General features: G+C 44.2%; 18 protein-coding genes and 1 pseudogene. 6 read left to right on the top strand and 13 right to left on the bottom strand.

Features of this window, described 5'->3' with window-relative positions:
• Window positions 1–109 precede the first annotated feature (109 nt).
• Together BDD26_RS07245 and crp are read left to right on the top strand one after the other, a co-directional pair.
• Window positions 110–979 (top strand): phosphoribulokinase, encoded by an 870-nt coding sequence (locus BDD26_RS07245; RefSeq protein WP_038269476.1) that lies wholly within the window; start codon window positions 110–112, stop codon window positions 977–979.
• Between the two features lie 404 nt (window positions 980–1,383).
• Window positions 1,384–2,016 carry a cAMP-activated global transcriptional regulator CRP gene (gene crp / locus BDD26_RS07240; protein ID WP_004240730.1) on the top strand — a complete coding sequence of 211 codons (633 nt, stop codon included), beginning with the start codon at window positions 1,384–1,386 and terminating at the stop codon, window positions 2,014–2,016.
• 196 nt (window positions 2,017–2,212) lie between these two features.
• Here the strand turns inward: crp and BDD26_RS07235 are convergent, their stop codons facing one another.
• Window positions 2,213–2,788: an aminodeoxychorismate synthase component II gene (locus BDD26_RS07235; RefSeq protein WP_038269479.1), complete on the bottom strand. Its 576-nt coding sequence runs from the start codon at window positions 2,786–2,788 to the stop codon at window positions 2,213–2,215.
• A gap of 331 nt (window positions 2,789–3,119) precedes the next feature.
• A complete protein-coding gene (gene ppiA / locus BDD26_RS07230; protein ID WP_038269481.1) occupies window positions 3,120–3,689 on the bottom strand; it encodes a peptidylprolyl isomerase A in 570 nt (189 codons plus the stop codon).
• A gap of 391 nt (window positions 3,690–4,080) precedes the next feature.
• On the opposite strand from ppiA, the gene yihA reads away from it, so the two are divergent.
• Window positions 4,081–4,704: a ribosome biogenesis GTP-binding protein YihA/YsxC gene (yihA, locus tag BDD26_RS07225; RefSeq protein WP_038269483.1), complete on the top strand. Its 624-nt coding sequence runs from the start codon at window positions 4,081–4,083 to the stop codon at window positions 4,702–4,704.
• A gap of 127 nt (window positions 4,705–4,831) precedes the next feature.
• Here yihA and spfP read toward each other — a convergent pair whose 3' ends face one another.
• The 4 genes from spfP to BDD26_RS07210 form a co-directional block, all read right to left on the bottom strand.
• On the bottom strand, window positions 4,832–4,879 hold the full coding sequence (gene spfP / locus BDD26_RS20915; protein WP_438361642.1) for a small protein SpfP: 48 nt from the start codon (window positions 4,877–4,879) through the stop codon (window positions 4,832–4,834).
• A 281-nt stretch (window positions 4,880–5,160) separates the two neighbouring features.
• The gene (polA, locus tag BDD26_RS07220) at window positions 5,161–7,983 is read right to left on the bottom strand and encodes a DNA polymerase I (protein WP_115826022.1); all 2,823 of its coding nucleotides are present in this window, start codon (window positions 7,981–7,983) and stop codon (window positions 5,161–5,163) included.
• Window positions 7,984–8,373: 390 nt separating this feature from the next.
• The gene (gene dsbA, locus BDD26_RS07215; protein ID WP_115826020.1) at window positions 8,374–8,997 is read right to left on the bottom strand and encodes a thiol:disulfide interchange protein DsbA; all 624 of its coding nucleotides are present in this window, start codon (window positions 8,995–8,997) and stop codon (window positions 8,374–8,376) included.
• 17 nt (window positions 8,998–9,014) lie between these two features.
• Window positions 9,015–9,992, bottom strand: coding sequence for a serine/threonine protein kinase (locus tag BDD26_RS07210; RefSeq protein ID WP_115826018.1), 978 nt, complete (start codon window positions 9,990–9,992; stop codon window positions 9,015–9,017).
• A 246-nt stretch (window positions 9,993–10,238) separates the two neighbouring features.
• Here BDD26_RS07210 and mobA point away from each other — a divergent pair, with 246 nt between their 5' ends.
• Together mobA and mobB are read left to right on the top strand one after the other, a co-directional pair.
• On the top strand, window positions 10,239–10,841 hold the full coding sequence (gene mobA / locus BDD26_RS07205; RefSeq protein ID WP_038269491.1) for a molybdenum cofactor guanylyltransferase MobA: 603 nt from the start codon (window positions 10,239–10,241) through the stop codon (window positions 10,839–10,841).
• Entirely contained in the window at window positions 10,838–11,386 is a 549-nt protein-coding gene (gene mobB / locus BDD26_RS07200; RefSeq protein WP_038269493.1) for a molybdopterin-guanine dinucleotide biosynthesis protein MobB, read from the top strand. Before mobA ends, mobB begins: the two co-directional genes overlap by 4 nt.
• 162 nt (window positions 11,387–11,548) lie before the next feature.
• Here mobB and BDD26_RS19725 read toward each other — a convergent pair.
• Window positions 11,549–11,650 (bottom strand): annotated as a pseudogene (locus BDD26_RS19725) (IS5/IS1182 family transposase); the annotation flags it as partial.
• A 307-nt stretch (window positions 11,651–11,957) separates the two neighbouring features.
• On the opposite strand from BDD26_RS19725, the gene BDD26_RS07190 reads away from it, so the two are divergent.
• A complete protein-coding gene (locus BDD26_RS07190) occupies window positions 11,958–13,355 on the top strand; it encodes a pyridoxal phosphate-dependent decarboxylase family protein (RefSeq protein ID WP_115826016.1) in 1,398 nt (465 codons plus the stop codon).
• 367 nt (window positions 13,356–13,722) lie between these two features.
• On the opposite strand, the gene lsrG is transcribed toward BDD26_RS07190, so the two are convergent.
• The 6 genes from lsrG to lsrA all read right to left on the bottom strand — a co-directional run bounded on the left by lsrG (window position 13,723) and on the right by lsrA (window position 19,682).
• On the bottom strand, window positions 13,723–14,022 hold the full coding sequence (lsrG, locus tag BDD26_RS07185) for a (4S)-4-hydroxy-5-phosphonooxypentane-2,3-dione isomerase (RefSeq protein WP_038269496.1): 300 nt from the start codon (window positions 14,020–14,022) through the stop codon (window positions 13,723–13,725).
• Between the two features lies 1 nt (window position 14,023).
• Window positions 14,024–14,908 carry a 3-hydroxy-5-phosphonooxypentane-2,4-dione thiolase gene (gene lsrF / locus BDD26_RS07180; protein ID WP_115826014.1) on the bottom strand — a complete coding sequence of 295 codons (885 nt, stop codon included), beginning with the start codon at window positions 14,906–14,908 and terminating at the stop codon, window positions 14,024–14,026.
• Between the two features lie 44 nt (window positions 14,909–14,952).
• Window positions 14,953–15,993: an autoinducer 2 ABC transporter substrate-binding protein LsrB gene (lsrB, locus tag BDD26_RS07175; protein WP_115827513.1), complete on the bottom strand. Its 1,041-nt coding sequence runs from the start codon at window positions 15,991–15,993 to the stop codon at window positions 14,953–14,955.
• A gap of 61 nt (window positions 15,994–16,054) precedes the next feature.
• Window positions 16,055–17,068: an autoinducer 2 ABC transporter permease LsrD gene (gene lsrD / locus BDD26_RS07170; RefSeq protein WP_115826012.1), complete on the bottom strand. Its 1,014-nt coding sequence runs from the start codon at window positions 17,066–17,068 to the stop codon at window positions 16,055–16,057.
• Entirely contained in the window at window positions 17,068–18,096 is a 1,029-nt protein-coding gene (lsrC, locus tag BDD26_RS07165) for an autoinducer 2 ABC transporter permease LsrC (RefSeq protein ID WP_099119336.1), read from the bottom strand. Before lsrC ends, lsrD begins: the two co-directional genes overlap by 1 nt.
• Before the next feature lie 5 nt (window positions 18,097–18,101).
• Window positions 18,102–19,682, bottom strand: coding sequence for an autoinducer 2 ABC transporter ATP-binding protein LsrA (gene lsrA / locus BDD26_RS07160; RefSeq protein WP_115826010.1), 1,581 nt, complete (start codon window positions 19,680–19,682; stop codon window positions 18,102–18,104).
• Between the last annotated feature and the right edge of the window lie 244 nt (window positions 19,683–19,926).

Here is a 19,926-nt window from a genome sequence, read left to right as displayed (position 1 = left end):
CATTTCCGGCTCAATAGCATTTCATTCAACATCTGTTTGTTTTATTAGCCTAATACTGCTGATGACGAGAAAGCTCATCCCAACTTTTTATGATAAGGAGTCTGTTCTTATGTCTGCCAAACACCCTGTCATCGCCATAACCGGCTCCAGCGGAGCCGGAACAACCACCACCAGTGTGGCATTTCGCAAGATTTTCCAACAACTCGGCATCACTGCCGCACTTATCGAAGGGGATAGTTTCCACCGTTATACCCGCCCTGAAATGGACGCAGAAATACGTAAAGCAAAAGAACAAGGCAGGCACATCAGTTACTTCGGGCCAGAAGCCAATGATTTCCATATGCTGGAAAAGACATTCTTTGAATATGGGGAAACAGGTACAGGACGCTGGCGGAAATATCTGCATACTTATGATGAAGCCGTTCCCTACAACCAAATACCGGGTACATTCACGCCCTGGGAATCGCTGCCATCAAACACCGATATGCTGTTTTATGAAGGGTTACACGGTGGTGTTGTCACTCCGCAATACAATGTCGCCGAATTAGTTGATCTGCTGATTGGCGTTGTTCCCATCGTCAATCTTGAATGGATACAAAAGCTCATTCGCGATACCAGTGAACGCGGGCATTCAAGGGAAGCGGTTATGGATTCCGTGGTTCGTTCAATGGATGATTATATTCGCTATATTACGCCACAGTTTTCCCGCACTCACATCAACTTTCAACGCGTTCCTACTGTTGATACCTCCAACCCCTTCTCCGCCAAAGCCATTCCTTCTCTAGACGAAAGTTTTATCGTCATCCGCTTCCGTGGTCTGAGCCAAATCGATTTTCCTTATTTACTGGCCATGCTCCAGGGTTCGTTTATTTCCAGTATAAATACTATCGTCGTTCCGGGTGGAAAAATGGGACTGGCAATGGAGTTAATTATGGCTCCGTTAGTTCAAAAATTATTGGAAGGTAAAAAAATTTCCTGAATTAAGCACAAGTTAATTATCAATAACACAGGTAACAAAAAATAATGTTACCTGTGACAAAACACCAACTATTCACCTATTTATAAATGAAAATGTAGTAAATGATGTTGTGCAAACAGATTTCTGGTAATTTGTTAACTGGTTTTATATGCTGAAGCGATACAGAAGAAGACAGAAATGTTTTCCTGTGTTACAAACAGAGTTACAAGCGAAGCTGGCAGGTTTTATGGGTCTGGATGACTACACCGATATGTTAGCATCCTTATAAACCTATATAAAATTCTTACTTGTCAGTTTTTCAGCAAGTTAATATGTTAATCTATTGACTTTATAAAGCCAGCCTGATGAGAAACTGTCAGTTTCTCAGAATATAAAGGCGGAAATAACAACAGAGGATAAAGCGAATGGTTCTCGGCAAGCCACAAACAGACCCTACTCTTGAATGGTTTTTGTCACACTGCCATATTCACAAATATCCATCCAAGAGCACGCTTATTCATCAAGGCGAGAAAGCAGAAACGCTTTACTACATTGTTAAAGGTTCAGTTGCTGTTCTAATAAAAGATGAAGAAGGTAAAGAAATGATCCTCTCTTATTTAAATCAGGGGGATTTCATTGGTGAACTTGGATTGTTTGAAGAAGGGCAAGAGCGTACTGCATGGGTGCGAGCTAAGAGCGCCTGTGAAGTAGCTGAAATTTCCTATAAGAAATTTCGCCAGTTAATTCAGGTTAATCCTGACATTCTGATGCGTTTATCCGCTCAGATGGCAAGCCGCTTACAAACAACATCGGAAAAAGTTGGAAACCTGGCATTTCTGGATGTGACAGGTCGTATTGCACAGACATTGCTCAATCTGGCCAAACAGCCTGATGCAATGACCCATCCTGATGGTATGCAAATCAAAATTACACGTCAGGAAATTGGGCAGATTGTCGGATGCTCCCGTGAAACAGTCGGCCGCATTCTGAAAATGCTGGAAGATCAAAACCTGATCTCTGCGCACGGCAAAACGATTGTCGTTTATGGAACCCGCTAGTTCCTGAAATTGCGCTTGAATTAGGCCAGTGCAGCCCATAGAGCACTGGCTTTTTGCTTTCCATCCTTCTGCTTCTCTCATCCCTTAAAAAAATGAAACCTACTGGTGCATAAATTAGTGATATAACCTGCTCACAGGCGCTTCATAAAAAATGGCCGTAAACAACAGCCAAAAAGAGGGATTAAATCGTTCTTCGTTAATATTTAAGAAAATTATTCAACAGTTCATGCCCTTGTTCACTCAGGATGCTTTCCGGATGGAACTGCACGCCTTCCAAGGGGAGAGTACGGTGGCGTATTCCCATTATTTCATCCACATTACCATCATGCTGGCTCCATGCCGTCACTTCAAAGGATGCAGGTAACGTTTCTGCGGCGATGACCAAAGAGTGATAACGGGTAACTGTCAGCGGACGATTCAATCCCTTAAATACACCTTGCTGGTTATGGTGAATTAAACTGGTTTTTCCGTGCATCACCTCACGGGCTTTAACAACACTTGCGCCAAAAGCCTGACCAATCGCCTGATGTCCGAGACACACCCCCAGAATTGGCAATTTCCCGGCAAAGTGCGAAATAGCTTCCAGCGAGATCCCAGATTCATCTGGTGTACAAGGCCCCGGAGAGATCACTAAATGAGTCGGTGCCAATTTCTCGATATCTTCAAGCTGTAATTCATCATTACGCTTCACTAAAACACTCGTCCCCAACTCACAAAAATATTGATATAAATTGAATGTAAAAGAGTCGTAGTTATCTATTATTAATAACATAGGAGTTCATCCTACTGATTTTTATAGTTTTATATATTGCGTTGTCCTATTGGACATTATGCGTTCTGTATCACGATAAAATTAGGTAAAGCAGCACCAATGGTAGCGGGACACTCATCATACCACATAGGCATTTTTAAAATAGGGGCAGGGATTACCGCCAGATAACGGCACATATTCATAGTGCGGTCTTTTTCATGCGGAAACGATAAAGGGATGAAAGAGGGAGACGGTGCTTTACCCCCCTGAAACTTCAAAAAGGTGCAATAATAGGCAAATACCGTCTCATTCTCTATCTTTCAGGCCAAAAAACGTAGTTTTCTCATCAAGTTTATTGGGAAACAACCTTTGCAGAAAGGATCACAATTGGTTTCACAGGAACATTTTGGTAAGGCCCAACATTTTCTGTTTTGACCTGAGAAATTTTGTCAACCACATCCATCCCTTTCACTACCTTACCAAAGACGGCATAGCCGAAATCACGCTGACCATGGTCAAGGAAAGCATTATCAGTCACATTAATGAAAAACTGACTGGTTGCACTATCCTTATCTGCGGTGCGCGCCATCGCAACTGTTCCACGCAGGTTACGCAATCCATTATCGGCTTCATTTTTAATTGGGGCTTTGGTGACTTTCTGTTTCATATCTTTTGTAAAGCCCCCTCCCTGGATCATGAAACCGGGAATGACGCGATGGAAAATTGTATTGTTATAAAAACCCTCATTCACATACTCAACGAAATTCTTTGTGGTAATCGGTGCTTTATTGCTATCCAGTTCAAGCTCGATTTCACCTGCTGATGTCACCAGCTTCACGTGAGTTTCGGCAGCCAATGCTGGAGCAGCGATCACACTGATGGCACATGCCGTCATAAGTGACACAAAAATACGTTTAAACATTGATGGTTCCTTTATTCTTGAGGTCAATAACAAAACCCATAAAACTTATTAAGTGTAATTCCCTATAGCGCTAAGTTGCAAAGATTTACCAACTTTTACGAGTAATTATGAGTTTTGCTGAAGAATATCTATCTAAATAGATATTATATTCTCATATTCTGGACAGAGTTTATTTTTGGAATAGCGTCTATCTTGGTGTGCTTTCATACATATTAGGCAAGAAGAAATTGCAGAAGATTATTTACTACGTTAGGCAAAAATAATTTTAGTCAAAAAGCAAAAAAATATCGTCATAGAAACATCAAGATAAAGTTACACCTGTCCACAAGCCGTTGCTCTCGGTATAATCACCGCGCTGTTTTTTCGTGTATTCCGCAGGGAGATAACCATTTTGACCATCAAAAACTACAACTATCATACGACCCACTTTGTCACGAGTGCACCTGACATTCGCCACCTGCCTCAAGATGTGGGCATTGAGGTCGCGTTTGCCGGTCGGTCAAATGCCGGTAAATCCAGTGCGCTGAATGCACTGACCCGGCAAAAAAGCCTCGCCCGTACCAGTAAAACTCCCGGACGAACTCAGTTGATTAACCTGTTTGAGGTGGAAGAAGGCATACGTCTCGTTGACTTACCGGGTTATGGCTATGCACAAGTACCGGAAGAAATGAAACTCAAGTGGCAGAGAGCATTGGGCGAATATCTCCAGAAACGTGAATGCTTGCAAGGGCTGGTGGTATTGATGGATATCCGTCATCCACTAAAAGATCTGGATATGCAAATGATTGAATGGGCGGTCGTGATGCAGGTGCCAGTCATGATACTACTGACCAAAGCCGATAAACTGGCATCAGGGGCACGCAAAAGCCAATTAAACAAAGTACGTCAGGAATTGGCTCGGCTGGAAGGTGATATTCAGATCGAATATTTCTCTGCTCTGAAAAAAATCGGCATAGATAAACTTGAACAGAAACTTAATAACTGGTTCAGCCAGCCCAATATTGAGGTGGAGTAATTTCCACCTTTTCCCCTCCCATCTTCTGCAACAATCGTAAGTCGCGCTATACCCAATAGGTTGCGAGTTAAGTGAAAGGAATAAAAAAATGCCCCAGTCAAAAGAGAATGACTGGGGCAGCTAATATTCAGCTAAATCCGATTACGTGAAGTAAAAGGTCTGAAAGATAGAACATCTTACCTCTGTACCCTACGCCGACAACTTTACCCTATTTTTTTTATCAACAAAAGATTTTTTTGTAATTAATTTTCACTTAATACCTCGATTCAGCCACAATTATGTGATCGATCTCCGGCATTACACCATTTTTCTTGTAGTTTAATTACATATTTGTGGGTTCTGGATCTAATCTCAAATCTAACCGAAATTCTTGTCTCACGCCTCTTCACGGCATAAAAAAGATAGCCACAGCGCATTTAATAGGCTGTGGCTTTCATAAAAATTATTCAATAAAGATTAGTGGGCCTGATCCCAATTCTCCCCTACCCCCACATCAACTTTCAGAGGGACATCAAGCTGCATACTTTTCTCCATCAACTCTCTGATTTTCTGTTCCGCGACAGCCACCTCTGATTCATGTACTTCAAACACCAATTCATCATGAACCTGCATAATCATACGCACATTCGGTTGTGCAGTGACGATCCAATCATCCACCGCTATCATAGCCAATTTGATAATATCTGCCGCCGTTCCCTGCATAGGGGCATTAATAGCCTCACGCTCAGAAGCCTTACGACGCATGGTATTGCGCGATTTGATATCTGGCAGATACAGACGACGACCTTCCAGCGTCTCAACAAATCCGTTCTCAGCAGCCTGTTGACGAGTGCGCTCCATATATTCCCGTACACCCGGATAACGCTCAAAATAGAGAGCCATATAACGCTGAGCTTCCCCACGCGGAATACCCAATTGGCGGGACAAACCAAACGAACTCATGCCATAAATCAGACCAAAGTTAATCGCCTTTGCGCTACGGCGCTGTTCGCTGGTAACTTGCTCCAGTGGCACCCCAAAGACTTCTGCGGCCGTAGCACGGTGAATATCTTTGCCTTGTGCGAAAGCATCCAATAATCCCTTATCCTTTGATAAATGCGCCATAATCCGCAATTCAATCTGCGAATAGTCCGCAGCCATGATGCGATAACCCTCTGGTGCAATAAATGCCTGGCGAATTCGTCGCCCTTCTTCGTTACGAACAGGAATATTTTGCAGGTTCGGATCACGGGAAGAGAGACGCCCGGTTGCTGTCACTGCCTGATGATAAGAAGTGTGAACACGTTGAGTCAGCGGACTGACCATCAGCGGCAATTTATCGGTATAAGTGGATTTCAGTTTTGCCAGCCCGCGGTGTTCCAAAATAACTCTGGGTAACTCGTGATCTTCCGCCAGTTCTTCCAGCACTTCTTCATTCGTGGATGGTGCACCATTCGGCGTTTTTTTCAAAACAGGCAGATTCATCTTTTCAAACAAGATGACCTGCAATTGTTTAGGTGAAGCAAGATTGAACTCTTCTCCAGCCAACTCATAAGCGGCTTTTTCCAGTTCGAGCAAACGTGCTGTAATCTCCTTCGAATGTTCCGCCAACGTGTTGGCATCGATCAAAACCCCTGTCCGTTCTATGCGAGAAAGTACAGGAACCAACGGCATTTCGATGTTCTGAAAAACTTTTTTCAGTGTCGATACACTCTCTATCTGTGGATACATAGCCTGATGCAACCGTAAGGTGATATCTGCATCTTCCGCAGCATATTTTGCCGCTTCTTCCAATGGGATCTGGTTGAAAGTTAGCTGTTTTTTACCTTTGCCCGCAATTTCTTCAAAAGTCGTGGTTTTATATCCCAAATGACGCTCAGCAAGACTGTCCATATCATGCCGCCCTGCAACACTGTTCAGGGCATACGATTCCAGCATCGTATCAAAAACGATACCATTCAATGCCACACCGTGGCGTTCCAGTACACCGCGATCAAATTTCAGGTTCTGACCAATCTTAGGCAGGTTGGCATCTTCCAACAGCGGTTTCAGTGCTGTAAGCACTTCATGCAGATCCAACTGTTGTGGCGCGTCCAGATAATCGTGTCCCAACGGCAGATAAGCGGCTTCAACATTGCATTCATCCTCTGAAGATTTGGTCACTGCAACAGCAAAAGACATTCCAATCAGATTAGCAGTTAAAGTATCAAGTCCGTCTGTTTCAGTATCGAATGAAAATGCTGGTGCCTGTTTCAGTTTCCCAATCCATTCATCAAAAGATTTCTGGTCAAGAATAGTCTGGTAGCTTTCGGGAGAAATATTGGCTACGGCAGGTGTACTGGCTGCTGTGGATTTATTCGTCGTGCTGGTCGTTGACTTTTGCCCGTTTTTCTCTGACGGACGGCTTTCTAACCAACTGCCATTTTGTACATCGCTCAACCAGCGTTTAAATTCATAGTGACCGAACAGTGCCAATAATTCATCGTTATCAGGTGCGGAAACCGTAAGATCCAGACAGGTTTTATCCAGCTCAACATCGGTTTTAATGGTCGCCAACTGATAAGAGAGATAAGCAACCTCTTTATGCTGCTCCATTTTTCCACCCAGCGTTTTTGCACCACGGAAACTGAGTGCCACAATTTCATCAAGTCTGGCGTAGATCTCATTCAACCCTCCAATACCCTGTAACAGTCCTAGCGCCGTTTTCTCGCCAACCCCCGGTACACCAGGAATGTTATCGGAAGAATCCCCCATCAATGCAAGAAAATCGATGATTAATTCCGGTGGAATACCATATTTTTCAATGACTTCATCCGGCCCCAAAATGGTGTTAGTCATGGTGTTGATCAGCGTGATATTAGGTGTCACCAACTGAGCCATGTCTTTATCGCCTGTGCTGATCAGAACTGAGCGCCCCTCTTTTTCTGCCTGCAACGCCAATGTACCAATGACGTCATCTGCTTCAACCCCCGGCACAACCAAAATTGGCAGCCCCATTGCCTTGACCATTTTATGCAACGGCTCAATCTGCTCACGTAAATCATCCGGCATCGGTGGACGATGAGATTTATATTCAGCAAATAATTCATCACGGAACGTCTTGCCTTTGGCGTCAAATACAACCGCCACATGACTAGGTTTATATTGCAGGATTAAACTGCGCAGCATATTCAGCACACCATACATGGCGCCTGTCGGTTCGCCTGCACTGTTTGTCAGAGGAGGGAAAGCATGGTATGCACGATAAAGGTATGAAGAACCATCAACCAAAATCAGGGGATTGTCTGCTATCTGTACCATAAAATTGTCTTCGTCGTTCTGTAGTATGAATAAAGAATAGAATGCCATACTGTGCTGTCATAGACGAATTTTGCGATAATTTTCTCGTCCTGTTACCAATATCCTCTGTATGTCCTGACAAATACTTTGAAAAATAAGCTGTGGATAACTTTGTGCACAAAAAATTGGCACATAAAACAGATTTATGTTTATCCATGTTAAAAAGGAATAACTGAGGGTAAAAATCAATGAATTACGTCAAATATTATGAAAGTATTGCAACTACTTACAAATCACTGACTTGTGGATATAACCAGAGTTTATGTTATGAAAGGCAGTTTTCAGTAAGTATTGTGCCTGTCTTATAGTAACAGGCACAATACTTGTATCATTTTATATAATAGTGACTGCTTATTTTTTTGTTACCAGATAATTCACAACATCAGAATATTTTTTGGCATAGTCCTGTGAAGATTTAACATCCATTCCGCCGTTATTAATCATATATTTGCCATTGACGAAAGTTGCCGGAACACCTTGTAGCTGCAAAGCTTGAGCCGCCTGGCGTTCTTTAGCTGCCACAGATTTCACAATGAAACTATTTAATGCTGCATCATATTCTTCACCCGGAACGCCCGCTTTGATAAAAGCATTACGAATATCAGCCTTAGTGCTGATAGTCTGAGTTTTCTGGATACCATCAAATAGAATCGGCGTTACTTTATCCTGTACTTTCATAACAATAGCAACAGCCCAGGCATCTGTCAGATCTTTACCCAAAGGCCCCAGAAAATCGACATGGTAACGTTCATGGGTGACACCAGCAGGCAGGTTTTTCTGAATCGTACCAGGCACATGATAAATATTTTCAAACTGGTAACAGTGTGGACAATAAAAAGAGAAAAACTCTAAAACCTGGGGTTGATCCGCTACAGGATCTTTTAATGCAACATATTGCTTGCCTTCAGAAAAGCCAGAAGCGCTGGCATTAAATGCCATAAACACTCCCACCAATGCGAGCCAAAATTTTTTCATCGTGTTCTCCAGAAAAATTAATACATCGGGGTTAACTGTAAGGGTGGTTCCTGTAACAACCGGATTTGTTCAGAAAAAAGATTTATCTGCTTATGCCAGAAGTCACTATCAGCCATCCACGGAAACGCTTTTGGAAAAGCCGGATCTTGCCAGCGACGAGCAACCCACGCCAGATAATAGACCATCCGCATTGCTCGCAGTGGCTCTATCAGTGCCAGTGTTTTCAGGTCAAACTCTGCAAATTGACCATATGACTCAAGCAGGATATCCAATTGGATCAATCTTTCCTGCCGTGAACCATTCAGTAACATCCATAAGTCCTGAATAGCCGGGCCATTGCGGGCATCATCAAGATCGACAAACCATGCCTCATCACGCCACAGGATATTACCAGCATGACAGTCGCCATGCAGCCGTAATACCCGCCAATCAACATTCCATTGCGCTTCTACAGCTTTGTTCAGTTTATCCAGCGAAGTAAGGAAAGCGGCTTTATGCCTACCGGGGATGAGCTCGCATTCCGCCAAATATTGATATGGCTGGTATAAATATTCATTGAGACTGATGGTTGGACGGGCAGAAAATGTTTTCTGGTAACCGACTTGATGCATTTTACCCAACAATCGCCCTACATCTTCCAACTGATCAAAGTTATCAGCTTCATACTGCCGTCCGCCTACGCTGGGAAAAATGGCAAAAAAGAACCCGCCATACTCCAATACCGTCTGCCCATCAATGACCATCGGCGCAGCAACCGGTAAATCTGCTTGCTGCAATGCCAGCGCAAATTCATGTTCTTCCCGAATCTGCTGCCGGCTCCAACGTTGCGGCCGATAAAATTTCACGACATAACGTTTACGGTTTTCATCCATAAACTGATAAACTCGGTTCTCATAGCTATTCAATTCAGTCAAGCCAGAATCAACATACAAGCCAGACTGTACCAAAGCATCCATTATTAAGTCCGGCGTAATATTTTGGAAATTAAAAGCCATTGTTTCCGTCACAACTCAGTTCTCTCTTTCATCAATCTTTAATAATCATACCTTGTGTGTACAGTCCTCAGCCAGCACCTATAAGAGTTCTTACAACAAGAATAATGATTGAGAGAAAAAATTGGTCTGTCAACAAAAGTAAGAGTTATACTCTGTTATTCCTGTAATGTATTGTTAGGCATTGATTTACAAAGGTTATATAACCAAATATAAAATATTTCATAACCAAGTATCAGGTGATTTGACATGACGTATCCAAAAATCAGTGGTGCAATTCTGGCTGGAGGGCTATCCACCCGCATGGGAGGAAATGATAAAGGACTATTACAATTTGGTAGCACACCACTATACCAACACATAGCAACAAAATTGCAGGCACAAGTTCATGAGCTGTTGATTAATGCCAACCGTAATCAGTCAGTTTATCAGCAGAGTGGTTATCCGATTATACCGGACATTATCACTGATTTTTCTGGGCCACTGGCAGGAATGCTGGCGGTATTGAAGAAAGCGATTAATGAATGGGTTATGTTTGTCCCTTGTGATGTGCCGGATTTCCCTGATGACATAGTGGCAAAACTCTGGCGCTATAAACAACATTCATGGGCAGCTTATGTACATGATTGCGAACGTGCTCATCCGACATTGGCTTTGATGCACCGTAGCCTGATACCCAGATTAGAAAGCTATCTTGCGTTGGGAGACAGAAAGCTGATGTTCTTTATGCAGATGATTAAAGCAAAAGCGGTCTATATCCCTAATCCCACAGCCTTCACCAATTTGAATACACCAGAAGAATGCCAAGACTGGCAATGCCAGCATTGGGAATGTCTTCGGGAGTCAGCATGAGTCAAAGTACCTTCCCACCTAACCTGCCATTACTGGGAATTACCGCCTACAGTGGAACCGGTAAAACAACCCTGCTTAAACAGGTCATTCCTCTGTTATGTCAGCAACAAATACGTGTGGGATTGATCAAACATACTCACCATAATATGGATGTTGATAAACCGGGTAAGGATAGTTACGAACTGCGTAAGGCCGGTGCAGCACAAACATTGGTTGCCAGCCAGCAGCGTTGGGCATTGATGACAGAAACGCCTGAATTACCTGAATTGGATCTGCACTATCTTGCCAGCCGATTTGAGGCAGATTCACTGAATTTAATTCTGGTTGAGGGTTTCAAGGACGAAGCCATTCCCAAAATCGCCCTGTATCGGCATGGGTTGAATCACTCCTTTGAGGAACTGCTTGATCCCCATGTGATCGCGATTGCCAGCGATATTCCGCTGGCTACCTCACTGCCACAACTTGATATTAATCGGCCAGAAGAAGTGGCGAAGTTTATTGCTCAGTGGCTTCTATTGGCCGTCTCAACAGAAACGAGGTTATAAAATTATCAGTAATTACAAGTCAGGCCAGGGCGTGTTGACGTTTTATATTCATTACTTACTCAACCCACATCGGTAACCATATCATGACAAACACCTGTACCAATGTGCTGGCGTAATTTCGTGCCACGATATCCCTGTTCTCATTCGAAAAAGGAGCCCTTAAAAGACCAGCCGATGTTCTTGTTTATGATAGACAAGCCGACTTTGTTGTATGAATACGGATAACTTATCCCACACAGGCTCTGATAACATTAGTCGTGGCATGAGAGTTCTGGTTAAAGGTTTTTTAGCGAAAACAAGGATACCAAATTATCATGCCGTTCAAATTCTCTTCATCAAACGTCAACACGCCCTAGCTAGTAGTAAAATAATCCACAACTGATTGATGTACTTTGATTAAATGACTTAGCAATAGAATGTAGTGAAAAACTCGCTTTTTTTAAACTGAAAATCTGGTATTTTCCTGTTTAGGTCAGTTGATTATAAATCACAGTACCTTTTTCTTTGACAAGAAAAATGCTGGCTATATCAGCTGTCCGTCCTTCTTAAAAATTACTTAGTTGAATTCGTTATGAAAAATTATATTCGTGAAGCTTCGTTATCTGCGGTTAAAGTCGCAACTGAAATCGCGTACGACTATGTAAGTGAAATTAGAAATCAACGAGTTTTTCCCAACGTTGAGGCTTTGTTAGCGCTGCAAAATCTTGATGGCCCCTTACCCCAATATAGTACTGACAGCCAACAGGTACTTGAGCGGCTCCATAAATATGGCTCACCAGCAACTGTAGCATCAACAGGCGGCAGATATTTTGGATTAGTTGTCGGCGGATCAACGCCTGCTTCTATGGGAGCCAACATTGTAACCAGTGCCTGGGACCAAATAGGTATAACAGAAATATCTTCACCTGTTACGGATAAATTAGAAAAAGTCGCTGGACGCTGGGTCTTAGAACTTTTGAAATTACCACCAGATGCTTTTATCGGTTTTGTAAATGGGACAACAATATCTCATGTCAGCGCCTTAGCCGCAGCACGGCAACATCTATACCAGAAACTAGGTTATGACATTGCAGAATGTGGTCTGCAAAATGTACCTAAATTGCAAATTGTTTTATCTGAAGAAATCCATATATCCGTTTTGAAGGCATTGAGATTACTTGGCTTTGGGCGTTCACAGATCACCGCCGTTCCATGTGACAATCAAGGACGGATCATTGAGAGTGCCGTTCCGACATTTTCATCCAAAACAATTCTAGTGTTACAAGCAGGAAATATTAACTCTGGCAATGCAGATAATTTCCGCATGCTTATTCCTCAAGTAAAACAGGCTGGTGGTTGGGTACATGTGGATGGTGCTTTTGGATTATGGGCACAGGCATCAAGGGAAAAAGCTGCATTAGTTGAGGGGATTGAAGAAGCCGACTCTTGGGCTGTTGATGCTCATAAGTGGCTCAATACCCCATACGACTGTGGGATCTGTATTGTCCGTCATAAGAAAGCATTAAGAAAGGTGATGATATCTTCTTCATCTTATCTTGCAACAGCAGATGTATGGCAAACGAAAGACATGTTGCCAGAAATTTCTCGCAGAGCTAGATCTGTTCAAGTATGGGCTGTAATTTCAGAATTGGGTGCACAGGGGATCGAAGCGCTGGTTGATCGCTGCTGTCTATACGCCAGAATGTTCGCGGAAGGTCTGAAATCACTCGGTTTTAAAATTCTCAATGAAGTTGTCCTTAACCAGGTAGTTGCTTGTTTGCCAGATATCGATTTACAGCGCGCCATGTTGCAACATGTTCAACAGTCGGGCGAGTGCTGGTTTGGAGGAACAACATGGCAAGGACGAGAGGCTATTCGTATTAGTGTAACCTCCTGGGCGACAACAGAAGAAGATATTCAGCGTAGTCTGAAAGCAATCGCTACTGCGATTGATTCAATACAAGATAAAGAAAACGAATTAGCTTTGTGAATAAATATCCAAAATTAAGAGATGACATTATATATCAAGGCGTTTTTTCGCTATCTCGTAGGCTATTGAATTTCCTCATTTGCCTATTGCGATGGCCCAAATACGCTTAGCTGGATTTTTGATAGTTCTCTAACGATATCTCAGATATCTTCGTCATCATCATTTTCAGCTACAATCAGTGACACTTCATAAAATGGTAGTTTTTCATCAACCCGGACCTGGATCATGCTCATAATCAATCCTCATACGGTGACAATTGTATTACAAGTATAGGATAGTACACATGCAGGTGTATCACGCTATTTTCCCTTAACCGAACAACGCCCCGATAATGAGCTTAAGGGCGTTGTTCCTGCGTGATCTTTTCTTACTTCACTTCCGGCATCAAACCAATAAATGTGGTCTTTTTCCGTGGCTCACTCATCAGTGCTTCCAGTTTTTCAACACAACGCAGGTAATGCGGAGTTTTCTTATGCGCTGCGACTGCGGCTTCATCGGTATAAGCTTCGTAGATATAAAAACGGGTCGGGATTTTTTCATCCTGTAATACATCAAACCGCAGATTACCCGGCTCTTTAACAGAACCAAGGTGATTATCACGAAATACCTCGATAAATTCGTCGATCTTGTCAGCCTTGACATTAATCTCCACTAATGTGACGTGCATATTATTCTCCCTTCGCTTTTTCACTCAGGAACAATTCATAAGCCTGAGCAGGCTTCTCATTGTGATGTACAACCGCCTGAACGGCTTTCAACATAGCTACCGGCGCTTCTGACTGGAAGATATTACGCCCCATATCAACACCGGATGCACCTTGATCAATCGCCTGATAGCACATCATTAACGCATCCAGCTCAGGTAGTTTCTTGCCTCCCGCAATAACAATCGGTACAGGACAACCCGCTGCAATCCGCTCAAAACCGCTATCGACATAATAGGTTTTGATGATATTCGCCCCCATCTCCGCCGCAATACGGGTTGCCAGAGAGAAGTAACGTTGGTCACGAACCATATCCTTGCCAACACCGGTCACTGCCATGGTTGGCATCCCATAGCGCGTTCCCTGATCCACCAGCTTGATAATGTTTTTGATAGACTGGTGCTCATATTCTGAACCAATATAGACCTGCGCCGCTACTGCACAGACATTCAGCCGCAGCGCATCTTCCATCGCTACTGCAACGGCTTCATTAGAAAGTTCAGTCAAAATGGAATTCGCACCGGATGCACGCAGTACTACCGGTTTATTTGTCGCTGGCGGAACCTGACTACGCAAAATACCGCGTGTACACATCAGCACATCAGTGTGTTCAAATAGTGGAGCGATATTAATGTCGATACGTTCCAGCCCTGTCGTCGGCCCTTGAAAATAACCGTGGTCAAATGCCAGCATCACCGTTTTATTGGTAGCAGGATTGAAAATCCGCGATAAACGGGATTGCATTCCCCAATCCAACGCACCGCAGCCTTTCAGTTCAAATAATGTGTTCTTTTGCGGTGTATCAATGCCAAAATCTTTACCATCTTTGATATCATCTAAATCTGCCATTTCTCCCTCCGGAAGGTTACAACGCGAAATCTATTGGATATGAATCAGAAGTCGTATTGGTTAATGTTTTCTTTGGTAAAAATCACACGCTCCGGCATGACAACAATGCCATTGCCTTTCGCTTCATAGCTGTATCCCTGAACGCTGTTCGGTGAAACTTCAAGCGTACCGATATCAGAAATAACCAATTTATCCCCCACATTCAAACTGCCTTTTTTCAACATTTCACTGGCAACATGAATCGCTATCTTGCCCTGTTTCACCACATCCCACAGGGCGAACTGTTTGACTGTGCCGTTTTCTACATAAGGGCGCATCACATTCGGCGTACTGAATCCGACAATCGCCACATCCTTACGTTTCAGGTTTTCCGCCGCCTGTGCCGCCGCAGGCAACGCATTGGCATCAGGCGCAATGATCACATCCAAATCTCCCCATGCTTTCAGAATGCCTTCCGCAGTCTGTAAAGACTTAGCGGCATCGTTATAACCAAATTGGGTAGTCACAACTTCCCAGTCAGGATATTCCGCTTCAATCTTGGCTTTCGCTTCCTTTACCCATTGGTTTTGATCTGTCACCGTGGGGCTGGAGTAGAAAAACGCGACTTTTGTTTTATCCTTTTTCGCTGCATGATCTTTTTTCACTTGATTGGCAGCCATTTCCACCAATATTCCGCCCAGTTGTTTTGGCGTTCCCTGATCGATATAGATGGAGCGGCACTCCGGCACAGTGTCTGAATCCCAGGTCAACACTTTCACACCACGTTGCATGGCACGTTTCAGAGCCGGGCATAAACCATCCGGTGATACTGCCGACACCACAATCGCGTTGTAACCCTGATTAACAAAGTTATTGATGAGCTGTACCTGCCCTGCCACACTTGGCTCAGTCGGGCCATCGTAAGTAACATCAATCCCCAGGTCTTTACCCGCAACCTGTGCTCCTTGTCCACCACTGGTAAAGAACCCGACACCAACCAGCTTCGGAATAAATGCAATCTTGTCAGCAGCCTGTGCCCAGGAAGCACATACCAGACTTAACACACTTGCCAAAACCAGTTTTTTTACTATTGGTGTTTTAACCATTGGTATTGTAACTATTGATGTTTTCATGCCTGTCTCCACTCTTTTCTATTTCAGGAATAGCTCATTGAAAAACCGTAGCCCGCCAACGTTGCCACCAATCACGAATTTGATGGCGATGCAGTGAGACAGAGCGCCCGACCACAGCTATGATCAGCAAAGCACCAGATAACGCACTGGATATCTGGTTTGGGATACCCGCCATCTGTAGCCCCTGCTGCAAATAGCCCACCAGCAGGACAGCCAATGCCGTGCCGATGATAGAACCGGAACCGCCGTAAATATTAGCTCCCCCCAACACCGCCGCAGTGATAGCTGGCATCAGGAACGAACCGCCCAAGTCAGAACGAGCTGAACCGAAATAAGACACCAGAATAATCGCAGCCAGCGCAGAAGCTAAACCCGTCAAGGCATACAACAGACACAGTGTTTTATTGACGGGAATGGCAGCATAACGGGCAACGCGGCTATTTTGCCCAATCAGAAAGACATTGCGTCCACGGTGAGTACGGTGCATAAACAGCCAAAACCCGATGACACAAACAATAAAGATAACTAACGGTACAGGCAGTTCCAGCAATGTCAGGTTAGCGAAATCAGTAAATGCAGCCGGAAAACCGCCAATGCCTTCATAACCTGTCGCACCCGATAACCCGGACAGTAATAATGCGCTACCACCATACAGGTACATTGTCCCAAGGGTAATAACCAGAGGATTAACGCCGGTGTAAAAAATCAGCCCTGCATTAATCAAACCACAGAGCACACCTGCAATCAGCGTCAAAGGGAGAACAACAACCATCGGTAGCCCGGCCTGGTGCATAATCCCCAATACAATGGCACATAAGCCGATAATCGCCCCAAACGAGATATCAATCCCGCCACTGACGATGACCATCGTTAACGGTAAAGCGACGATACCAATACAGATAAAATCGCTGGTGCTGAACAGCAATACATTAATATCCAGCATCCGCGGATTTGCCATGCCAAACAGCAGAATTTCCAGGATCAACAGAACAACAAGAGCAGCTTCCCAGCCATGACGTTGCTGTCCATGCTTTTTAATCACATTCATTATGACGGCCTCCTGTTTTCTTCTGCTGAATCTTTGACAGAATTATTGTCTGGCTTGAGGAAACGGGCATAACGTTGCTGACGTAAATTCTTTTCAACGGCACTACGCAATCGGCCATCAAATACCAACACTGCCAGCAGAACCAGACCAGCAATAAAATCGTTCCACCATGCCGGCAGTCTGAGTAATACCAGCACACTATCTATCTGCGTCAGAAAATAAGCACCGAAAATTGCTCCTGTCACCGTTCCCATACCACCGAGCAAGCTGATTCCCCCCAAAACACAGGCGGCTATCGCTTTCATTTCCAGCCCGTTCCCCGTCTGATTTGGGATAAAACCAATCTGGGCGACAAATACAATGCCCGCCAACGCCGCCATTACGCCATTAGCAGCAAAGGCTGTAATACGGATACGACTAATAGGCACACCAAGCTGACGGGCACCTTGCAGGTTGTCGCCTGTGGCATAGAATCCACGACCAAAATCAGTCAGCCTCAACATCCACGTCATTGCCAGAACCAGCAATATCAACAACCATCCAATGGGAGAAATCCCAAATGAGATTGGGTTAGCAAGCGCTTTCACATCCGCAGGTAACCCCTCAATCCATTTACCACCTGTCAGCAACAACATCAAACCACGATACAAACCTAGCGTACCTAACGTCGCGACAATGGCCGGAATTTTCAGCCATACCACCAGCACACCATTTACCAAACCTGCCGTCACACCAGTCAATAGTGTTATCAGGCAAGCTACCGGCAATGGAAAACCCGCATTGAGTGACATTCCTAATACGACAGCACTCAGCCCCATTGTTGAACCAGCAGAGACATCAATATTGCGGGTGAGCATCACCAGCGTTGCCCCCATTGCCAATAACATCAGGATTTGCGCATTGGAGAAAATCATCATGATGGTCTGGAAATTGAAAGTATGGTGCTCCAGACTTCTTAACAGGAAAAACAAACCTAAAATGGCAATCAGCGCGGTGACTTCACGATTATTCTGGATAAAGTTTTGGATAAACCTCAGCATGATGCCCTCTCACCATTTTGCTGCTCACCAAAAGAAAGATGCATAATCGCATCCACACTCATGCTGGATTTATCAAGGTGGCCACAAATTTCTCCGTGGTGCATAACCAATACCCTATCCGCCAACTGTACGACCTCATCAAGATCAGACGAAATAAGCAGAACTGCCACTTGCTGGCTGGCAATGTTACGGATCAGTTGGTAAATTTCATGACGTGCGCCGACATCAACACCACGTGTCGGCTCATCAATAATCAAAACGGCTGGCTTTGCTTCCAGGCATTTGGCGATCAAAATTTTTTGCTGATTCCCGCCTGACAGGGTACGCGCAGGTTGGCTGGCATGACTGTAACGAATATTGAGCATCCGGCGATAACGCTCAAGCACTGCGGTATCATAAGCGGGACGAACCCAAAACGTGCTTTGGTTGTGGATCAGTGAACAAACATTCCAGCTCAGGGAAGCATCAAGGAACAATCCCGATGCCTGTCGATCTTCCGGCAGATAAACCAAACCACATCGCAACCGTGCTGCTGTATCCAGTCGGTTGAGTATCTGTTGGCGCAAACAGATCCCGCCACTCACAATAGGCCGCAATCCGTATAGCGTTTCCGCCAGTTCTGTACGCCCTGCGCCAACAACGCCTGCCAAGCCAACAATTTCTCCGGCCTTCAAGGTCAGACTGATATTACGAAAACCTTCGCCACACAGAGAAACCACTTCGAGCACCGGAGACTGAATATTGCTATCGGATAAATGATTATCGGCGTCCAACCATAGTTTCTGCGTTTCTGTTAATACAGAAGCTTTTGCCTCCGGCGTAATTGCCTGAATGATTATTTCAGTCGAAAAATCCGCAGTCGGCCCACTGAGTGCAATTCCTCCATCCCGCATAACACTGACATAGTCAGCAAGCTGGCGAATTTCAGGTAATTTATGGGTAATAAAGATGATCCCCACTTGTTGCTGTTGCAACTCCCGTACCCGTTCAAACAATCGCTCTGTTTCCGCAGGAGTCAGAGAAGCCGTCGGTTCATCAAGGATCAAAATACGGGAATTGCGCATCAGACCACGCATGATTTCCACCATCTGCTGATCTGCCACAGCCAGACTCCCCGCAGGTGCATTCAGATCTAACCGGCAATTCAGTTGCATCAACAATTGTTGCATCCGGCTTTTACTGGCTTGGTGTTTAGGCAGATAGAACAGAATATTTTCCTGAACAGAAAGGTTGGGAAATAACAAAGGTTCCTGCGGTACTAGATAAATACCTAACTGATGGGCTTTGGCTGGTGTCAGATGGTTAATGGTATTCCCTGCCAATATCAGTGCCCCTGCATCCGGCTGTTCAAGGCCCGCAATGATTTTCATCAGCGTCGATTTACCTGCCCCGTTTCCTCCCAGCAAAGCATGAACCTGTCCTGACATCAGAGTGAAATCGACCTGTTTCAATACCACCAAACCGGAAAATTGCTTACTGATCCCCCGGACAGCCAGAAGTGGTGGTGTATTGGCAGCATGTTTGCGCGATGAATGTTTTTGCAATGAATTATTAGCGGAATTGCTTTGTGACATCACGCTACCTCAGGGTGTTTATATGATTTTCGCTGCTGTACCTTATTGCTGTATTGCTGTTTCCGTTTCTAATCCCGGATACTTAACCCCAATACCAATGTGAACATTTATTTTTTATAAAAACTTTTGTTCATGACTCTAATCCATAATCTGAATTTTTTGCAATATTTCGATCACATTTTGTGAAAAAGTTAGATCTTCATTAAAATATGTTCAATTTTTTGCGGCATACCTCTGGTACATC

Origin of the sequence: Xenorhabdus cabanillasii, from assembly GCF_003386665.1 — a bacterium.
Taxonomy (GTDB): domain Bacteria; phylum Pseudomonadota; class Gammaproteobacteria; order Enterobacterales; family Enterobacteriaceae; genus Xenorhabdus; species Xenorhabdus cabanillasii.
The sequence above is the reverse complement of the archived record's forward strand: the minus strand, read 5'-3'. Positions and strand labels throughout refer to the sequence as shown.